This window comes from Pontibacter mangrovi (assembly GCF_006385705.1).
In the GTDB taxonomy this organism is placed as follows: domain Bacteria; phylum Bacteroidota; class Bacteroidia; order Cytophagales; family Hymenobacteraceae; genus Pontibacter; species Pontibacter mangrovi.
In genome coordinates, this window is record NZ_VFRQ01000005.1 from 378,520 (window position 1) to 396,881 (window position 18,362).

Annotated in this window: 22 protein-coding genes; 11 read left to right on the forward strand and 11 right to left on the reverse strand. The window is 53.4% G+C overall.

From position 1 onward, the window contains the following. Nucleotides 1–284 precede the first annotated feature (284 nt). The 3 genes from FJM65_RS11705 (at nucleotide 285) to FJM65_RS11715 (ending at nucleotide 1,365) form a co-directional block, all read left to right on the forward strand. A complete protein-coding gene (locus FJM65_RS11705; RefSeq protein ID WP_140621701.1) occupies nucleotides 285–512 on the forward strand; it encodes a hypothetical protein in 228 nt (75 codons plus the stop codon). Between the two features lie 97 nt (nucleotides 513–609). Next, nucleotides 610–831 (forward strand): hypothetical protein, encoded by a 222-nt coding sequence (locus FJM65_RS11710; RefSeq protein ID WP_140621702.1) that lies wholly within the window; start codon nucleotides 610–612, stop codon nucleotides 829–831. 36 nt (nucleotides 832–867) lie between these two features. Beyond that, nucleotides 868–1,365 (forward strand): DUF4112 domain-containing protein, encoded by a 498-nt coding sequence (locus FJM65_RS11715; RefSeq protein ID WP_140621703.1) that lies wholly within the window; start codon nucleotides 868–870, stop codon nucleotides 1,363–1,365. Here the strand turns inward: FJM65_RS11715 and uvsE are convergent. The 5 genes from uvsE to FJM65_RS11740 all read right to left on the reverse strand — a co-directional run bounded on the left by uvsE (nucleotide 1,354) and on the right by FJM65_RS11740 (nucleotide 5,770). Beyond that, nucleotides 1,354–2,253: a UV DNA damage repair endonuclease UvsE gene (gene uvsE, locus FJM65_RS11720; protein WP_140621704.1), complete on the reverse strand. Its 900-nt coding sequence runs from the start codon at nucleotides 2,251–2,253 to the stop codon at nucleotides 1,354–1,356. The genes FJM65_RS11715 and uvsE overlap by 12 nt on opposite strands. A 54-nt stretch (nucleotides 2,254–2,307) precedes the next feature. Further along, entirely contained in the window at nucleotides 2,308–2,916 is a 609-nt protein-coding gene (locus FJM65_RS11725) for a carboxypeptidase-like regulatory domain-containing protein (protein ID WP_140621705.1), read from the reverse strand. Nucleotides 2,917–3,091: 175 nt separating this feature from the next. After that, the gene (locus FJM65_RS11730; RefSeq protein ID WP_140621706.1) at nucleotides 3,092–3,727 is read right to left on the reverse strand and encodes a carboxypeptidase-like regulatory domain-containing protein; all 636 of its coding nucleotides are present in this window, start codon (nucleotides 3,725–3,727) and stop codon (nucleotides 3,092–3,094) included. 174 nt (nucleotides 3,728–3,901) lie between these two features. Beyond that, nucleotides 3,902–4,372, reverse strand: a complete 471-nt coding sequence (locus tag FJM65_RS11735) for a hypothetical protein (RefSeq protein ID WP_140621707.1) — start codon at nucleotides 4,370–4,372, stop codon at nucleotides 3,902–3,904. A 171-nt stretch (nucleotides 4,373–4,543) separates the two neighbouring features. Then, nucleotides 4,544–5,770, reverse strand: coding sequence for a metallophosphoesterase (locus tag FJM65_RS11740; protein WP_239022933.1), 1,227 nt, complete (start codon nucleotides 5,768–5,770; stop codon nucleotides 4,544–4,546). A 153-nt stretch (nucleotides 5,771–5,923) separates the two neighbouring features. Between FJM65_RS11740 and radC the strand changes: the two genes are divergently transcribed. Then, nucleotides 5,924–6,646: a RadC family protein gene (radC, locus tag FJM65_RS11745; RefSeq protein WP_239022934.1), complete on the forward strand. Its 723-nt coding sequence runs from the start codon at nucleotides 5,924–5,926 to the stop codon at nucleotides 6,644–6,646. A 40-nt stretch (nucleotides 6,647–6,686) separates the two neighbouring features. Beyond that, the gene (locus FJM65_RS11750) at nucleotides 6,687–7,067 is read left to right on the forward strand and encodes a four helix bundle protein (protein ID WP_140621709.1); all 381 of its coding nucleotides are present in this window, start codon (nucleotides 6,687–6,689) and stop codon (nucleotides 7,065–7,067) included. Between the two features lie 39 nt (nucleotides 7,068–7,106). On the opposite strand, the gene FJM65_RS11755 is transcribed toward FJM65_RS11750, so the two are convergent. The 6 genes from FJM65_RS11755 to FJM65_RS11780 all read right to left on the reverse strand — a co-directional run bounded on the left by FJM65_RS11755 (nucleotide 7,107) and on the right by FJM65_RS11780 (nucleotide 11,874). Then, nucleotides 7,107–7,307, reverse strand: a complete 201-nt coding sequence (locus FJM65_RS11755; protein ID WP_140621710.1) for a YwbE family protein — start codon at nucleotides 7,305–7,307, stop codon at nucleotides 7,107–7,109. Between the two features lie 56 nt (nucleotides 7,308–7,363). Continuing rightward, the gene (locus FJM65_RS11760; protein WP_140621711.1) at nucleotides 7,364–7,867 is read right to left on the reverse strand and encodes a hypothetical protein; all 504 of its coding nucleotides are present in this window, start codon (nucleotides 7,865–7,867) and stop codon (nucleotides 7,364–7,366) included. A gap of 11 nt (nucleotides 7,868–7,878) precedes the next feature. Continuing rightward, nucleotides 7,879–8,112: a hypothetical protein gene (locus tag FJM65_RS11765; protein WP_140621712.1), complete on the reverse strand. Its 234-nt coding sequence runs from the start codon at nucleotides 8,110–8,112 to the stop codon at nucleotides 7,879–7,881. Nucleotides 8,113–8,392: 280 nt separating this feature from the next. Continuing rightward, nucleotides 8,393–10,237, reverse strand: a complete 1,845-nt coding sequence (locus tag FJM65_RS11770; RefSeq protein WP_140621713.1) for a pyruvate kinase — start codon at nucleotides 10,235–10,237, stop codon at nucleotides 8,393–8,395. Between the two features lie 64 nt (nucleotides 10,238–10,301). Continuing rightward, a complete protein-coding gene (locus FJM65_RS11775; protein ID WP_140621714.1) occupies nucleotides 10,302–10,625 on the reverse strand; it encodes a hypothetical protein in 324 nt (107 codons plus the stop codon). Nucleotides 10,626–10,749: 124 nt separating this feature from the next. After that, complete coding sequence (locus FJM65_RS11780) at nucleotides 10,750–11,874, reverse strand: acyltransferase family protein (protein WP_317131340.1); 1,125 nt, start codon at nucleotides 11,872–11,874, stop codon at nucleotides 10,750–10,752. A gap of 78 nt (nucleotides 11,875–11,952) precedes the next feature. Here FJM65_RS11780 and FJM65_RS11785 point away from each other — a divergent pair, with 78 nt between their 5' ends. From FJM65_RS11785 to FJM65_RS11810, 6 genes are all read left to right on the forward strand, one after another. Continuing rightward, nucleotides 11,953–12,573 carry a DUF1684 domain-containing protein gene (locus tag FJM65_RS11785; protein WP_140621716.1) on the forward strand — a complete coding sequence of 207 codons (621 nt, stop codon included), beginning with the start codon at nucleotides 11,953–11,955 and terminating at the stop codon, nucleotides 12,571–12,573. A gap of 171 nt (nucleotides 12,574–12,744) precedes the next feature. Further along, nucleotides 12,745–15,162, forward strand: a complete 2,418-nt coding sequence (gene pheT, locus FJM65_RS11790; protein ID WP_140621717.1) for a phenylalanine--tRNA ligase subunit beta — start codon at nucleotides 12,745–12,747, stop codon at nucleotides 15,160–15,162. Nucleotides 15,163–15,166: 4 nt separating this feature from the next. Then, entirely contained in the window at nucleotides 15,167–15,463 is a 297-nt protein-coding gene (locus FJM65_RS11795; protein ID WP_140621718.1) for a hypothetical protein, read from the forward strand. Nucleotides 15,464–15,522: 59 nt separating this feature from the next. Next, nucleotides 15,523–15,807: a cell division protein ZapA gene (locus tag FJM65_RS11800; protein WP_140621719.1), complete on the forward strand. Its 285-nt coding sequence runs from the start codon at nucleotides 15,523–15,525 to the stop codon at nucleotides 15,805–15,807. Nucleotides 15,808–15,917: 110 nt separating this feature from the next. Next, nucleotides 15,918–17,516, forward strand: coding sequence for a ribonuclease Y (gene rny, locus FJM65_RS11805; protein ID WP_140621720.1), 1,599 nt, complete (start codon nucleotides 15,918–15,920; stop codon nucleotides 17,514–17,516). A 246-nt stretch (nucleotides 17,517–17,762) separates the two neighbouring features. Continuing rightward, nucleotides 17,763–18,206 carry a hypothetical protein gene (locus FJM65_RS11810; protein WP_140621721.1) on the forward strand — a complete coding sequence of 148 codons (444 nt, stop codon included), beginning with the start codon at nucleotides 17,763–17,765 and terminating at the stop codon, nucleotides 18,204–18,206. Nucleotides 18,207–18,362 lie beyond the last annotated feature (156 nt).

An 18,362-nucleotide genomic window follows, 5' to 3' on the forward strand; every position in this document is an offset into this window, starting at 1 on the left:
TAACGGCCTGCACAAGGGCTGGTACAAAAATTCGAATAACCCCCACCACCCGCGCACCACTAACCCTGGGCACACAAAACAGATGCGCAAGGGTGCTGCAGCTGTAAAATCTCACCCAGGCAAAGGAGGCAGGGGCAGACACTAAGACAAGTTTTTAGACAAGCGTGAAAGATGGCAGCACAGGTAACACTGTGCTGCTTTTTTATATCTTTTTTATTTTTAATTTGCTTATTTTTATTTATATTTGAACTGGGTCGTTGTTTTATCCAGTAAAGATTATAAAGATGAGAAAAGCGCTACCTCTCCTGCTTCTGTTTTTGTTGGCTACCGTCTCTTTCTCCTGTTCCTCATCCCGGAAAGGCAAAACGCTGATGTTTGACCCCGATGGCCGCAGCATGCGCTTTGAGAATGGCAGGCCTGAAAGCAAGAACAAAAAGTGGAACAGCACCAAAAGCCTTGAAAAGCAACGCAAAAAGCGGGATAAAGCCTTCCGAAAGCGCAAAAGGCTCTGATACGCGGTTTAGTAAAAGTTAGCAGCTGCGCCTGCACTTTTTGGAGTTGCCAGCCGTTATAGTATAAAGCAATTTGTTTACCTTATTGTGCTACCCTATGGCCAAAGTACTCGCCATAGCGCTGCTGCTGTTGGTTGGCAGCGCTTCCTATAACGCTCCCGCGGAAGCAGCTTCGGCAGGCGGTCCAAAACTGAAAGGGCTTTTTCAGAAGAAGGGAAAGGGCCATTTTAAGAAGCCTAAAAAGACGAAGTACTACCACGCTGCTGCCAAAAAGCACCGCAAGGCCTTGTGGCATAAGCGTACCCCCATGACGCCCTAACCGTACCCTTGCCTGCCCTGCGCCGTATAAGCGCGTATGGCAACACAAGACACGCACTACGCCCGTACCCCGCGCTCCGAAAAGCTGAAGTGGGTCGATCATATATCCTACCTGATGGACAACCAGTTCCGGTTGCCCGGCACTAATTTCCGCTTTGGTTTAGACCCTATCCTGGGCCTCTTGCCCTTCGCCGGCGACCTGGCCTCGTTTGGGGTTTCTGCAGTGCTTGTTCTGACGATGGTGCGCCACGGGGCCAGCGGCAAACTGGTGGCCCTGATGATGCTGAACATCGGACTGGATGTGCTCATCGGCAGCATTCCAATCCTTGGCAACATCTTCGACTTTGCCTTTAAAGCCAACGAGCGCAACGTGCGCCTGCTGCGCCGGCACTACGAGGAAGGCAAGTACCGGGGCAGCGGCAAGGGCATTATTGTGGGCGTGCTGATCGGGCTGGTGCTACTGCTGGTGTTCCTGGTGTGGGCGCTGTGGCAGGTCGCCGAGTGGATGTGGCACCTGCTGGCCTCATACTTCTAAGCGGCCCAGGCTCTGGGCCACATCGCGGGCTTTCAGGGCGCTCTCCTGTTTGTCTTTTATCTCCAGCATAATGTCCATGTCCATGCCCTCGGTCTCAGCCAGGAAATCGTGGAAGAGTTGCTCTTCTATACTTTGCACGTGCTTGCCGCGGCGCTCGTTGGGCGCCTGCGAACTGTAGTCCATCATCAGGATGCCATCTTTTTCGGGTTGCCAGGTGGTGGCGGCCATTTCCACAGCCTCGCGCATGGGCTCCCCGTTATTCACGCACTCGTGGTGCAGGTTATCGAAGATAACGGGCATGCCGGTTAGCTCGTGCAGCTGCAGGCAGTCCTGCAGCGTATAGGTGCGGTCGTCGTTCTCCACGCAGAGGCGGGCCTTTACGGCATCGGGCAGCATGGTGTGGTATACTTCGGCGAAGCGCTGTATGGCCGCCGGTTTATCGCCGTAAGCTCCGCCGCCGTGTATCTGCAGCTTGGCCGTGGTGTCTAGCCCCATCAAATCCAGTATACTTCCCTGGTACACGAGCTCAGCAATGCTGTTGCGCACCGTTTTCTCGTTCGGCGAGTTGAGCACCACGAACTGGTCGGGGTGCATGGAGATGCGCATGTTGTTGTTTTTGATGTAGCTGCCCAGCCTTTTTAACGTCATCTTGAAATGCTCCTGCCAATTGTACTGGTTCACCTCGTGCGAGGCGAAAGGCACCAGGTCGGAGGAGAGGCGGAAGAACAGCAGGCCGTGCTGCACGTTGTACTCCAGGATGCGGCGCAGGCAGGCCAGGTTCTGCTCCACGGTCTCGATCAGGCGCTCCTCGGAGTAGGAGGCCAGGCGGAAGGTACGGGAAGAGCGGCACTCAAGCGCCTCATTGATGCAGGGGTATCCGATTTTCATAAGTATCAAATTGTATACTCTTGAACCTACGGAACAGCTTATTGTTTGGCTGATTTACTCATAGCCGGTATTGTCCTTAAAAAAGCGGTTGTAGTCCTGCTTCTTCCGCTCCAGTTCCTGCCTCAGGCGCTCTGCCTCCTGTTGGTTGCGCTTTTCCTGCTCTTTCTTTAAAAACTTACGGAGCTTCCTTCGCTGCTTGCCTTCCCTGGAGAAGTAGGAGACCGGGTTCCAGATGATACTTGGCGGAGGCGCCGGGGCGGGTGGAGGAAGCTGCACCGGTGGCCTGTAGTTGGGGCGCTTTACCTGAGAGGGCAGGCTTTCTACCTGTACCTCCCGTAGCTGCACAGCCTCTTCCTGCAGCCTAAGCACAATTTGTTGCGGTGCGTCGGCCACGTCTTTCACCTGGTATCGCAACGGTTTGTAGCCTACCGCACGAACCAGGAGCGAGTCCTGCGCCTGCGCATACAAACTGAAGCGGCCAAACTTATCGGTTATTGCTATACTGTTAGTCTTAAGTATAATAACGCCTGCGCCTGCTATCGGGGCGCCTGTGCCGGCAGCTACCACGGTGCCGCTTAGCTGGCGCTGCTGCGCACGCATCGGCAGGGCACAAAGGAGCACGAGGGCAAAGGTGCAGCAGCAGGTCTGGAGGTAGGGGAGCATGTAGCGTTTGTTTTCAGGCAATAGGTTCTACCTGCTTATACGCTATATATCTCAATTTTAGTATATAGTAACTTTTTTTTTTATGCTTATACTATCCTAAGTTGATTAAGCATCCGCCTTGGCTCAAAATAAAGTTTCCCTAGCAAATAGACAGTAAGGCTGAGAGGGTTGAGCTTTACTCGTAGCCGGTATTATCCTTAAAAAAGCGGTTGTAGTCATCCTGCTCTTTCTTCTTCTGCTCCAGTTCCTGTTTCAGGAGGAGCTCCTGCAGCACCCGCTTCTGCTTGCCCTCACTGGAGAAAAGGTCGTACATCAGGCTCATGGGGCTCATGATGGTGGGCGGAGGAGCCGGGGCCGGGGGGGCAGGCTCAAAGCCGGGCACGTAGTTAGGGTTTTGCGTCTGGCTGGTCTGTTCGCGCTTCATGTTGCGCAGGGCACGGTCTATCATCTCTTTAGAAGGCCGGCTGGTTACCTCTACCTCCCCCAGCATCACGCTGTCCTCCTGCAGCACAATGTTTACGCGCAGTTCCGATACGGGCAGCGCCTTCGGCAAGTATAAAAGCGGCTTAAAACCGAGCGCCCGTATCATCAGCGTATCCGACTGCGCCACGTCAATCTTAAATTTGCCCTGCTCATCCGACACCACGCCCATGCTGGTGTTTATCTTGACAATCGTTGCGCCGGGTATCGGGGTGGTGCGGTCTTGCTGCAGCACAGTGCCACTTATCCGGATGCTTTTTTGGGCCACAGAGGGCAGGCTGCAGAAAAGCAGCACCAGCATGAGAACGTATAGCAGAGGATGTTTGAGCATGTGTAGTAGTGCTGAGGTGGCAGTTTGATCTAATACGCCGAAAACCGCCAAATAGTATGCCAGCAACCGGGCTGCGCCTCGTAAAACTACAAAATAAAAACCAGATAGACCATAACGCACCGAAGCCTGCAGGTAAGTCAGCTGCAGGCTTCGGTCGTAAGTTAAAAGGAGCTTTTACTGCTGGTTGCCGGCATCGTTACCGTTGCCGGATGTTGCGTTGCCAGAGCTCCCCTGGGTATCACCGCTGGAGTTGCCGCTGTTGTTGTTGCTGGCAGGCGCCGCCGGGCTTTCTGATGGCTGGCTTTGCTTCCCGGAAGGGTTGTACTGCTCGTACAGGTCGCTCAACTGGCGGTCGGGGGAGTAGTAAGTCCTTACCATTTCCACGGCTACGTTGCCTTCCAACTGCTGGCGCATGTCTGCCGGCACGTCGTTAATGCTGAACGCATAGTAATCGCTTGGCTTGGGGCCATTCACGTCGCCCATATCCGGCTCGCGGTTGCCATATCCCCGGATGTTGTTCGGGTTCACGGCCTCATCTTCGTTGGCGTTTACTACCTCGAAGGAGGTGCCGGTTTTATCGTAGCTGCAGGAGGAGGCTGCCAGCATGGTGGCAAAGGCCAGAAGAGGAATGATTCTTTTATTCATACTTGCTGTGCTTATGATTTTGTAGGTGCTGCAGCTGCTTGGCTGCAGGTAAAGGGTTCGTGGTTAAGTACGCTGCCAAAGCGCGTAATGTTCAGAAAGCGGCTCCGGGCAGCGCAAACAGAAAGCGCCGGCCACAGGGCCGGCGCTTTCTGTCAGATCTATAGGTGAAGGCTATGCCTTCTTCAGCTCAAAAACAGTTATCTCGGGCAGAAAGCCCACCCGCCCCGGATAGCCGATAAAGCCAAGGCCGGTGTTTACGTACAGGTGCTGGCTGCCTTTCTTGTACAGGCCCGCCCACTGTTTGTACACGTACTGCACCGGGCTCCACTTCAGGCCGGGCACGTTTACGCCAAACTGCATGCCATGGGTATGGCCCGAAAGCGTCAAGTCGATGTCTTTATACTTCTGGTTTATCTCCCCGTCCCAATGCGAGGGGTCATGGGAGAGCAGCATCTTAAACGGAATATGCTCGGTGCCTTGGTACGCCTCGTGCAGGCGACCATACTTCGGGAAGCCCGCGCGGTTGCCCCAGTTCTCCACGCCCAGCAGCGCAATCTGCTCCCCGTCTTTCTCTAGGATGCGGTTCTCGTTCATCAGCAGTTGCCAGCCCATCCGGGCATGGCTGTCGATGAGGTTGCGTAGGTTTTCGGCCTTGGCATCGGGGTGAGGCCACTCATGCACATAGTCGGCATAGTCGTGGTTGCCTAGCACAGAGTATACGCCCTCTTTGGCCCGGATCTCGCGCAGTGTAGGTATGTGGTCCTGCACTTCGGTGGCCAGGTTGTTCACCAGGTCGCCGGTAAAAAACACCAGGTCAGCCTCCTGTTTGTTAATCAGGCGCACCGCCTCTTTCAGCGGCTCCGTGGAGTTGAAACTGCCGGTGTGCAGGTCCGAGATCTGCAGAACTTTATAGCCGTCGAAGGAGGAGGGCAGGTTCGGAAAGCGGAGCGTCACGCGCTTCACGCGGTAATCGTAGGCGCCTTTTATCATGCCGTAAATAAAAGCCGAGAACGGCACAGCTGCTACCAACAGCCCCATCTGGTTCAGGAACTTGTGGCGCGAGGGGTCAAAGGCTTCATTTCCGTTGGCTGAGTTGAGCACGATCTTGCCCAGGCGCAGCGTGTCGTCCAGCATCAGGAAAACAACTACCACCAGCTTAGAGGCAAAAATGATGAAGAGCGTGCTGAACAGGTACGTCTGAAGTATACTTGGCGGTGTTCCACGTGTGGCACCACCTATTATAAAAGTGCCTGCCGTTATGGCAAATATTGCCCAATGTATAAAGAATACAATCTTTTGGGTGGAGGGGTCAAGGTTCTGCGCCACTGTCTTGATCGCCTGAAAAACATACAGGTCTACCAGAAACAGTATCAGAACAACGAGTACGAAAGTTAACATACGTTGCATATCAGGGTAAAACCGCCAGCGAGTCTTATTGTTTGGCTGTGGCGGGATGCTTCTAAAGTATAAAAAGTATTCCGCAAGCTGAACTATTTCCGGAAGAAAGGAATTTCACTTGCATCTTCCTCAACATCAAAATCTGTACCGTAAGTGAAAGAAAACGAACTGCCTGCCACACTGCCATACCTGCAGCCACTCAACATTAAAACCTGGGCCGAAGAAGACCGCCCCCGCGAAAAGCTCCTCCTGAAAGGCAAAGCCGCCCTGAGCGACGCGGAACTCATCGCTATTCTGATTGGCTCTGGCACGCCCAAGCTTACTGCCGTAGATGTGGCCAAACTTATACTTACCGCCGTGGGCAACGACCTGAACGAACTGGCCCGCCTCACGGTGAAGGACCTGATGAAGCATAAAGGCATCGGCGAGGCCAAGGCCATCACGATTGTAAGTGCGCTGGAAATGGGCCGCCGCCGCAAAGAGGCCGCCGTCACCGCCAAAACCCGCATCACCTGCTCCACCGACATCTACAACTACATCAAGCCGCAACTGCTCGACCTGCCCCACGAGGAGTTCTGGATTATACTTTTGAACCGCGCCAACGTGGTGATGAAGAAGGAAAGCATCAGCTCGGGCGGCGTAGCCGGCACCGTGGCCGACCCGAAGATCATCTTCAAGAAGGCGCTGGAGCAGCTGGCCAGCTCTATCATCCTGGTGCACAACCACCCCAGCGGCAACACCAAGCCCAGCGCCGCCGACATCGCCCTCACCAAGAAAATGAAAGAAGCCGGCCAGTTCCTCGACCTCCCCGTCCTCGACCACATCATCTTTACCGACAACGACTACTACAGCTTTGCTGATGAGGGGCTGCTTTAAGTTAGAAAGTTAGAGGGTTAAAAAGTTAGAAAGTTAAGTTATGAGTACTGAGAGAAAGAGTAACTACGCTTTTGCGGAAGATTTTAAGAGAAGGACGAAGCTCTTTGCTTTACGGGTGATAAAGTTGTTCCGGGCGTTGCCAAACAAGCCAGATGCTCAGATCTTAGGAAAACAGCTTCTTCGGGCGGCTACTTCTGTTGCAGCCAACTACAGGGCCGCATGTAGGGCAAGGTCTGCGGCGGAGTTTGCAGCTAAAATAGGAATTGTGCTAGAAGAGGCAGATGAAGCACAGTTTTGGTTAGAGATGCTGGAGGAATCTGAGATTGTGAAGGCTGAGCTCTTGATAAATCTAAAACTAGAAGCTGCAACGCTCACAGCCATACTTACTAGCATCAGGAAGTCTTCTTCATGCAAAAAATAACTTTCTAACTTTTTAAACTTCTAACTTTCTAACTTAATACTAGTCTTCCGGCAAAATCTCTTGCACTCTCCCTACTTCCCCGGTCTCCAGCCTTACCTTTATGCCATGCGGGTGGTTGGGGGAGTTGGTGAGGATGTCCTGCACGTAGCCCTCGGTGAGCTCGCCGGTGCGCTGGTCCTGCTTCTGCACGATGTTTACGTGGGTGCCTGGCTTGATATTGGTGCGTTTTCTGCCGTCCATGGTAAAAGTATAAAGTATGGTTGTGGCTGCAAGATACGCAGGAAAAACGGGCGGCGTTAGGGTTGAGCCTTAGTAATGATGTTCAGGTACTGCTCATCGAAGCTCCAGCGCGAGGAGGCCATAGAAAAGTCCGCCACCTCTACTTTTTCTACCTGGCGCAGGTCGGCCAGCAGCAGCGCCGTGTCTTCTACATGCTTTCCGTTAATGGCCAGCGTCAGCTTCTGCTGCTTTTTAGGCACTTTAAAAGCTTTGTACACTTCTTTTAGCCGTACCAGCGGCAGTTCCTCCTTCAGGTCGATGATCACCGCGCCGTCTGTGGCCTTCTCCCCGAAACGGTTTAGCGCGTTCTCGCCTTTCACCACCTTCACATTTTCGATGTCGTCCGGGTTCAGGATAAGTGCGTAAGTGGCAGTTTCCTGGTTGTTGACCAGCACCAGCGGCTGTGGCTGCTCCAGCGTAATAATGCCTTCTTTCCGTTGCCTGACCGGCTCCAGCAGCTGTGCCTTTGCACTAAGCGTTAACCCAAAACTCATCAGAAGAGGTAGGAAGTATGTTTTCATAAGGGAATGCTTTATTTTTTCTGCAATTGGCCGGTAGGCTGTTGCACCGTTCTGCGCTCATGCTCCAGGTCGTTGGTGCGCTTCATGTGCGCTATAATGCCCGCTGCGCCCAATATGTGGCCCGCCAGTATAAAGTATAGACCCAGGTAATTATCGGATGGTTGCAGCACACAAAGCGCAATACCGACAACCGCCAGCAGGGCAGCCAGCTTGTAAAGCAGTCTTTCTATATTTTTCTCTTTCATACGGCAATAGTTTTAATGTAAAAACAAGCAGCCTGCTGCAACGGCTATCGTGCAGGTAACAGGCTTTGTTTAGCCAGGCAACTACAGGTAGTATGAGTTTAAAGATTTGCCCTTGCCGCTTAAACCGATGCCATTTGTGAAGATGATATCAGCCTTGAAGGCTACTGCAAATCTGTTTTAGTACTTTGATGGGTGAATTTATTAAAAAATTTATAACCCTCACAGGTTTAACGCAATTTTTGTTAAAATATTTTTCAGCAATTCCTTGAAGATGATGAAGTTAAGCCTGGGTGGATGTGGTGAGATCCGAAATATGCAGCATGCGTAGCATGGAAGTTTTTTTATGCTGGTGCTCCTGCATGCGCACCAGTATGTCGTGGAGCATTTCGATGGCCTGCACTACATGAGGGCCTTTGTTCAGCATGACGCAATCGGCACGCTGGGCCATGGCCGCATCGGTTATCTCAGCCCGGGATGGGCGCCCTTTCTTTGCCAGCGTCTCCAGCACCTGCGTAGCCCACACTGCCGGCATGTGTGCCGCCTCGCACAGCCACAGAATCTCCTCCTGCACCTCGGCCAGGCGCTGCCAGCCGCATTCAATGGCCAAATCGCCGCGCGCAATCATAATGCCGGCAGGGTAGCGCTTCATAACGGTAAGGAGCAGGAGGGGAAGGTTGCGGAAGCCCTGTTTGGTCTCGATCTTGAGCATGATGCCCAGGTGATCGGCTTTTAGCTGGCGCAGTTCCTCCAGCAGCGCCTCAATGGTGTTGGCGTGGTTCACAAAAGACAGATTCACGATATCGGCATGTTTGGCCACAAACTTCAGGTCCTGGCGGTCTTTCTCCGTCAGGTCGGCCAGCATGATCTTGCTGTCCGGCAGGTTAATGCCCTGGTCGGCGCGCAGCTTGCTTCCGTCGTCGCTGGCGTAGGTTATCTTCACCAGCAGGCGCTCCGGCGTTACATCCTCCAGCACGCCTTCTACTTTGCCATCATTAAAAAGTATAGGCTGCCCGGCTTTGGTTTGTGTAAAGGCCTCGGGCAAGGTGCAGGAGATGTGGGCCGGCTGCGTTATATGCCCCTGCGCGTCGTATGTGGCGGGCTCGCCCGGGATTGGCTCGCGCGTTAGCACCAGGAAGCTGTCTTTCCGGAGGATAATCGGGAGCTCCAGCGCTTTCAGGTCGCCTACCCTGGCAGATGGGTTGGTGGAGTTTCTGCCCTTCAGGCGTAGCTCGGTGCCGGTTTTTATATAGGAGGTCTTGAGCAGGTGCGCCAGCACGCCTTTTGCTTCCCTGCGGGTCACTGTTAGCGAGCGTTTTCTGTTGCGGGTGTCCCGGAAGTATAGCCTGTCGCCTTCCTGCAGTTGTGCCTGCCAGGCGTCATCAACAGGAAGCCAGGCATCGGCATCGGCAGGCGGAGGCACGGCAGATGACGCCAGCCATACTTTGGAGGCTTCTATTGTCTGCCCCATGCTATCCTGCACAGGGTGTATCACGGTTAGCTTGGGGCCTTCTTTTAAAGGGCCTGTGCGCAGCTTGGGGCCCAACAGGTCCATTCCTATTTTGCAGCGAACGCCGGTTTCTTTTTCAGCCTTTCGGATATGCTGGACCATCCGGAGCCATTCTTCCTCGGTGCCGTGGGCACAGTTGATGCGGGCGCAGTCCATGCCGGCTTTTAGCAGGCGTGGCAGCAGTTCGTACTGGTCGGCAGCCTCGGCGGGGAGGGTTACCATGATGCGGGTGCTCCGCTTTGCGGGCTCGGGGCCCAGCAGCGCCTCGTTGTGGGCTGCCAGCAGCTCCCTGTTCTCAAAAAAAGATACTGCCAGCTGTTGTGGCGAAGGGGGGCACTCGGCCAGGCGGCACAAATGCTCCCGCACCGCCTGCAAGCTTGCCAGCACATGCCCCTCCGCCCGCCCCAGCGACGACAAGCCTAACTGCGCCAGTTTCTCCTGCAGTTGGCGGATATCGTGCTGGCGCAGCGCCAGGTAGTGCAGCAGGTTTTTGGCGCTTTTTTTATACTTGGGGTGCACCGCCTCTACGGCGGGGGCAAATTTCTGCTCCAGCGCAACGGCATCCTGGTGTAGCTGGTCCAGCTGCTTAATCAGTTCCTGGTACTCCTCCTGTGGCATGGCAACTCCTGTATGTACTTAGGCATACGGCCTGGGAGAGAGTAGGATAGCAGAAAGTATAGGGCTATTTGCTGCCGAGGGGCGCACCTACCGGAATAGAGCAGTCGTGGCCGGGCTGGCCGTGCGGCGGGTTCATGCCGGCCGGCGTTATCGGCGACAGGTTGGGCCTGATGAGCCTTGGCAAAGGAGTACCATCCAGCGGAGCGCCTACCGGCAGGGCGCAGTTATGCCCCGGCTCCCCGTGCGGCGGGTTTAAGGCCATGGTAGCGTTTTTGCTTGCAGGTGCGTTTTGGTTTGAAGACGCCTGGGTGGTTTCTTCAGAATTCTCGGTGCAGCCCGCCAATAGCAAGGCCGAGGCTACCAGAAAAGTGTGAGGCGTGGTTCTCATGTGGGGTGGTGTCGCTATAAAATTAAATTTGGCTGTGGCATCTTTATAGTTAAATGCCTTCGAGGCTTAAGATAATACATTAATGGCGGAATCTGAATATTTTCCGGTTGAGTTTTTTGATTACTTACGCCGCTTCCTCTACAGGCAATTTAGGGGCGGGCAGCGGCTTCGGAAAGTATAACTCCCGTATTCTCAGAAAGTATTTCTCAACGGTGAGCGACAGGAAAGCCCCCAAAATTATGGTAATCAGGAAATACAGCCCATAGTTTGCCCATGGCCAGGGAGTAAGCCCGTCCATAAAGTGCAGTACCGGAATGTGCCACAAGTATACCGTGTAGGAATACAGGCCGATGGTGCTTATAAATGAGAATGCATGCCGTAAGACTGCTGGCAACGAAGCGGCAGCGCCTTTCGCCTGAACAGCCAGTAGAACAAGCAGGCAGAAGCCGAAATGAACGGTCGTCGTGCCAACCGTATTCATAAATATTTCGCCGCCAGTAAACAAAAAGGCAGGGGAGATGAGGAGGCAAGCGAACAGCATGACCGGCCACGGTGCCCGCCTTGCAAAGGTGAGCGCGGATGGGGCAAAATGATACAGGTAAGAAAGGATAACCCCAAGTAAAATTCCGTCGGAGCGCAGGTGAGTGGCAAAGAACGCATAGTTTTCTTCGTGTTGATGCGCCAGCGACGACTGCACACGCATGGCAACCACAGCAAGGTATAAGCCCACGAAAAGCGGCAGTGCCACGGGAGGCTTCGGCAGCAGCTTTCGGGGAATCAGAAAAAAGGAAAGACCGGCAAAAAAGATGTAAAAGTGCTCTTCTACGGCCAACGACCAGGTATGCCACCACAGCCCTTGCCTGTAATTCTGAATGAAGATGACCTCATCCAGCACAAACCCTGGCTTTAGCTCCGGGTAACCGGTGAAGAGGCCAAGAAGTATGGAGGCAGCTATAAAAAAGTAGAACGACGGGTAAATCTTGAAGCCCCTCCTGATAAGGAACAGCCTGATGTTGAAAGCGCCGGTTTGCTTATACTCTGTAAAGATTAAGCCCGAGACAAGGAAGCCGCTGAGCACAAAGAACAGGTCTACCCCCATCCAGCCCGCTCTGGAAATGGGGTTATGGAGGCTCGTGTGCGTCAGCATCACCCCTATAACCGCTATGCCCCTTAAAAAATCTAATCCTTGTACCCGCACGCTAAAAGTTTTGTGCAATAAAATTATAAAATCCGGATGATAAGTATACACGGCCAGTCGGATTTTGAAAGCTATACCATTCTGCCCGAAAATTTACGACCTTTGCCTAAACGCTAACCACACAGTTTTATGCAAAGACCGCTGAGACTTGTTATACTGGCCGGCCTGGCGCTGGTGATCTTCTACTTTCTGCAGGATGCCCTGTTTAACGACGACAACTACATCAAGCCGCTGCTCAAGGAGCGGGAGGAGAAAGACCTTTCCTTTAGGGGCCGCACCAACAGCCCTTTTGACGAAACGGGCCGGCGCGCTTTTAAAAACCTGGTGTACTACGAGCCAAACCTGGATTACCGGGTAAATGCCAAAGTGGAGGAACTGGCCATGCAGGACACGCTGCTCATGCCGCTCACAAACGGCAGCTATGAGCCTTATTTACGCTATGGCATGGCCTCTTTTAAGCTGGAGGGGCAGGAGCACCAACTGATGCTTTACCGCAAGCTGAGCGGCGAGAAAGACCAGCTGTTTGTGCCGTTCACCGATAAAACCAACGGGTTTGAGACCTATGGCGGCGGGCGTTTCCTGGATGTGCCGTTTGAGGAGGGCGATGAAAAGGTGGTGCTGGACTTTAACCGCGCCTACAGCCCCTTCTGCGCCTATAACCCGGATTACGTGTGCCCGGTGCCGCCCAAAGACAACCGCCTGAGCATTGCCATTCCGGCAGGGGAGAAGATATACGAGAAGCACGAGTAGCACACTAAATAGAGGGCGCTAGAGATCCATAACGAAGCTGGGCGAAAAGTATACTTCACAAAGTCTTGTGTCTTGTGCCCTGATACTTGCGTCTAGTATTAGATATTATCCTTAATTTTGGAAGAGATTGGTTTCCGGATCGGGAACCGAGATAAAAAACGATAGAATAACATGCTGATTTCATTCGACTGGCTGAAACAACTCATACATACTGATAAAACTGCTGACGAAATAGGGGCGCTGCTAACCGGCGCCGGACTGGAGGTAGAGGGAATCCATACCTTTGATGTGGTGCAGGGAGGCCTGGAGGGCATCGTGATCGGAGAGGTGCTGACCTGCGAATCGCACCCGGACGCGGACCGCCTGCGCATTACCACCGTGGACATTGGCACCGGAGAGCCGAGCCAGATCGTGTGCGGCGCGCCAAACGTGGCCGCCGGGCAGAAAGTGGTAGTAGCTACCGTTAACAGCACGCTGTACCCAGCCGGCGGCGAGCCTTTCAAGATCAAGAAGTCCAAGATCCGTGGCGCTGTGTCGGAGGGGATGATCTGTGCGGAGGATGAGATCGGTATTGGCCAGTCGCATGCCGGCATCATGGTGCTGGACACGGACCTGCCAAACGGAACGCCTGCCGCCGAATTCTTCGGTCTGGGCTCTGATAAGGTATTCGAGATCGGCCTGACGCCAAACCGTGCCGATGCCGCCTCGCATTACGGCGTGGCCCGCGACCTGCAGGCGCTGCTGGATGCCAAGGCAGAGCTGCCAATTGTAGAGGATTTTAAAGTGAACAATACCTCCCGCCCAATTGCGGTGGAAGTGGAAAATACCGATGCCTGCCCGCGCTATGCCGGTGTAACGGTATCAGGAATAAAAGTTGGCCCGTCGCCGGAGTGGATGCAGAAGCGCCTGCGCGCCATCGGTCTCTCGCCGATCAACAACGTGGTGGACGTAACCAACTACGTGCTGCACGAACTGGGCCAGCCACTGCACGCCTTCGATACGGACAAGATCACGGGTGATAAGATCGTGGTGAAGAACGCTACGGCAGGCACTACCTTTAAAACGCTGGACGGCGTGGAGCGCAAACTGAACCCGACCGACCTGATGATCTGCAACGCAGAGGAGCCGATGGCCATTGGCGGTATTTTCGGTGGAGAGGAGTCGGGCGTAACAGAGGAGACCACGAGCATCTTCATCGAGAGCGCCTATTTCTCGCCAGACTCCATCCGCCGCACAGGCACAGCGCATGGCCTGAAGACCGATGCCTCGTTCCGTTTTGAGCGTGGCACTGACCCGAATATGGTTATACTTGCCCTGAAGCGCGCAGCCCTGCTGGTGCAAGAGGTAGCTGGCGGCGAAGTAAGCTCTGAGATCGTGGACGTATACCCACTGCCTATCCAAAATAACGAGGTGAAGCTGAACATCGAGCGCGCCCATACGTTGATTGGGCAGCACATCGGCGTGGATCGCATCAAAACCATACTTACCGATCTGGGAATTGAGATCGCTGACGAAACCGAGACAGACCTGACGCTGTCGGTGCCGCCGTTTAAGGTGGACGTGACCCGTGAGGCCGACGTGGTGGAGGAGATCCTGCGCATCTACGGCTTCAACAACATCGAGATGAGCGAGAATCTGGCTACTTCATACTTAGCCAAGTTCCCGAACCCATATGCCGAGGACGTGACGGAGACGATCATGAGCTACATCGCAGCCAACGGCTTCCACGAGATCATCACCAACTCCATTACCAACTCCAACTACTACCAGCCGGCCGGAGAGGCCGAGGTGGCTACGCTGGTGAACGTGGTAAACTATAACTCCGAGGACCTGGACGTGCTGCGCAAAAGTATGATCTTCTCGGGCCTGGAGGTGCTGCGCCGCAACATAAACCGCCGCCAGCGCGACCTGAAGCTGTTTGAGCTGGGTAAAGTATACGAGATGCTGGAAGACGAGTACAAAGAATACCGAAAGCTGTCGCTGTACATGACCGGCAACGTAACGGCCGAAAGCTGGCAGCAGCCAAGTATAAAAACTGCCTTCCACGATTTGGCGGGCGTGGTGCAGAACGTGCTCCGTAAGCTGAACGCCGGTGACTTTGAGGTGCAGAACCTGGAGGAGCACCTGTACATGCGCCAGGGCATCGCCTACGTGAAGAACGGCACCGTAGTGGCCGAGCTGGGCGTGCTGGATGCCGCCGTGACGCGCTTTATGGAGGTGAAGGAGCAGGTATGGTATGCCGAGTTGAACTGGGACTACCTCCTGAAGAAGTATAAAGATAAACTAGTGGCCGAGGAGTTGCCGAAGTTCCCGGAAGTGCGCCGCGACCTGTCGCTGGTGCTGGACAAGCATGTGACCTTCGACGAAGTGAAGAAGGTAGCCTTTAGAGTGGAGCGCAAGCTGCTGCAGGATGTGAATGTGTTTGACGTGTACGAGGGCGACAAGATTGAGGCGGGCAAGAAGGCCTACGCCCTCAGCTTTACCCTGCAGGACAAACAGCAGACCCTGACCGACAAGGTGATCGACAGCACCATGTTCCGCCTGATGCAGCAATTTGAAAAACAACTGGGAGCTTTTATACGCAAATAGTGTTATGCCCAAAGAGAAGCAAGTACAACAACTCCGGCATATTGAAGATAAGCTGCGCAAGCTGATCCAGCGCCATGCCGAGGTGCAGCAGCGCCTGGTGCGTGCGCAGGAGCAGGTAAAGCAGCTGGAAGGCCAGCTGGATGAAAAAGACCAGCAGATAAAAAATTTTCAAAATCAGGAGAATATTGTTAAAATTGTAGACACGATAGCCGGAAACACTGCAAATTCGACAGAGTTGAAGCTTAAGTTGAACGAGTATATCAGAGAAATTGATAAGTGCATTGCTTACCTACAAGACTAAGTATGAGCTTGTAAGATGCTCAGAACAGGCGGTAAGCATAACCATAAACCACGCAACGGATGAGTGAATTATCGATTAAGATTCGCATCGCGGAACGCGAGTATCCGATGCGGGTGAAGGAAGAGGAAGAAGAAAGAATCCGGGCAGTCGGAAAAATCCTGAACGAGCGCCTGCGCTTTTACAAGGATCAGTTTGGCATACAGGATAAGCAGGATCTGCTGGCGATGGTGGCGTTTGAGACCATGGCCGAAAAGATAAAGCTGGAGGAGGAGCACTCCTCGCATGTATCCCAGGTAGACCAGCAGCTCGACCTTTTGGACGATCTCTTATCAACAGTGAAATAAACGGGCAGAGGCGTGTGCCTCTGTTTATACTTCGTTTCAGGCTTAAAGCCACACCATGTTCCCTTTGCAGGCAAGGCTAAGCGTGCTAAACACCATAAACGCTTATAGTTATGCCTGATATTCTTTATATTTTACTAACAGCCCTGGTGGCGCTCGTTGTGGGCGTACTGATAGGGCGCATGCTGCTACAGAAGGTTTTTAAGCAGCAGGAGGAGGAGGCCCGGCAGCGGGCCAAAAGCATCATCCGCGAGGCTGAGCTGAATGCCGAGAGCATTAAGAAAGACCGCATCCTGGAGGCCAAGGAGAAATACCTGAAAATGAAAGCCGAGTTTGAGGAGGAGACGAGCAAGAAGAAAAACATCATCATCCAGAACGAGAACAAGGTAAAGCAGCGCGAGCAGCATGTAACCAAGCAGATGGAGCAGGCCAAGCGCCTGGAGGCCGACCTGCACAAAGAAAAGGAGCAGCTGAACGCGGAGCTGGAGAAGGAGAGAAACCACCTGCACGCCCAACAAGAGCAGCTGAAAAAGCGCAAGGAAGAGGTGGAGCAGCAGCATGGCGAGGTTGTAGGTCAGCTGGAGAAGATAGCAGGACTTACTGCCGCCGAGGCCCGCGAGCAGCTGGTGGAGGCCCTGAAAAACGAGGCGCAGTCGCACGCTTCGTCGCACATCAAGGACATTGTGGCGCAGGCCAAGCTTACTGCCACTAAAGAGGCCAAGAAAATCGTTATCGAGACTATCCAGCGTACCGCTGCGGAGCATGCCATTGAGAACTGCGTGTCGGTGTTCAACATCGAGAGCGACGACATCAAAGGCAAGATCATCGGTCGTGAAGGCCGTAACATCCGCGCCCTGGAAGCCGCTACTGGCGTAGAGATCATTGTAGACGACACGCCGGAGGCGATCATCATCTCTGGCTTCGACCCGGTTCGCCGCGAGATCGCGCGCCTGTCGCTGCACCGCCTGGTGGCCGATGGCCGTATTCACCCGGCCCGCATTGAGGAGGTGGTTGCCAAAACCCGCAAGAACATTGAGGAGGAGATTGTCGAGATTGGCGAGCGTACCGCCATTGACCTGGGTATTCACGGGCTGCACCCGGAACTGATCAAGATGGTGGGCCGCATGCGCTTCCGCTCGTCTTACGGGCAGAACCTGCTGCAGCACTCACGCGAGGTAGCCAACCTGTGTGCCACCATGGCCGCAGAACTTGGCCTGAACGTGAAGCACGCCAAGCGCGCCGGTCTGTTGCACGACATTGGCAAGGTAACACCGGACGAGCCGGAGCTGCCGCACGCCATCATAGGTATGGAGCTGGCCAAGAAGTATAAAGAGCATCCGGACGTGTGCAACGCCATCGGTGCCCACCACGACGAGATCGAAATGACAGCGATGATCTCCCCACTGGTACAGGCTTGCGACGCCATTTCCGGCTCCAGACCAGGTGCCCGTCGCGAGATTATGGAGTCGTACATCAAGCGCTTGAAGGAGCTGGAAGAGGCTGCCGTATCGTTTGACGGCGTGAACCAATGCTACGCCATACAGGCCGGCCGTGAGCTGCGCGTGATGGTGGATGCCGACAACGTAACCGATGAGAAGGCGGCTCAGCTTTCTTTCGATATCTCGCAGAAGATCGAGAAAGAGATGCAGTACCCTGGCCAGATCAAGATCACGGTTATCCGCGAGATGCGCGCCATCAGCTACGCCAAGTAAGCATTACATTTGATATTGAATAAGGTTGAACCGCCTGCCACACCTGTGGCAGGCGGTTTTGTTTTGGGCTTATACTTGTGGGGTAGGATTTAGTGCTACAAGCTTATTTGTTTGAAGCAAAGGGTTTATGTTGTTATCTATATATAGTATATTCGATAGCCCAATTCTGTATAGCCGCTGGATTTGGGCGTATAAACGGAATAACTCCTTGTACACACTAGTTGTACCACATTTTAATCATAGAACATGTTTGATTTTTTTAAGAAAAAAGAACGCGAATTACCGCCTTTCAATGAGTTAAAAAACTCAGAAATAAAAGATATGTACTTTGTTAGGCTGGCAAGATGGGATTGGCTAAATCAAGATATGATACATGTTGTAGATAATAATGCTCCAAGAATGATAACTATGGACCCATGGCCTCAACTAATATATTTAGAAGCAGACGGACAAAAAACAGTAAGTGAGTTTGTCTACGATATGGCTTCCAAATATGGCAAGGAACAGCCTATACCAGATGAGTTAGATTCTACAATTATACAAATGATTAAAAGCTTACTTGACGATAAACTTATTGAATTGAGTACAAAGATCAGAAAATTGCCATACTACATTGACCTCCCTCAAAGTAAACAGGATTTAAATAAGGCAAACAAATTGATGATAGAAGATGGCTTTATAAAGGAGTAGAAGAAACGTGCTACAATCGTGTAGACGGCCCCGCCAGCGTTAGCTGACGGGGAGCGCCTCACACACCACTGTACAAGCGGGTCTCGCATACAGCGGTTCGTTAAGTTGTGGAGCTACTTTCTTGTAGTAGTCGAGCATTGTTTCGTATCCCCTTCG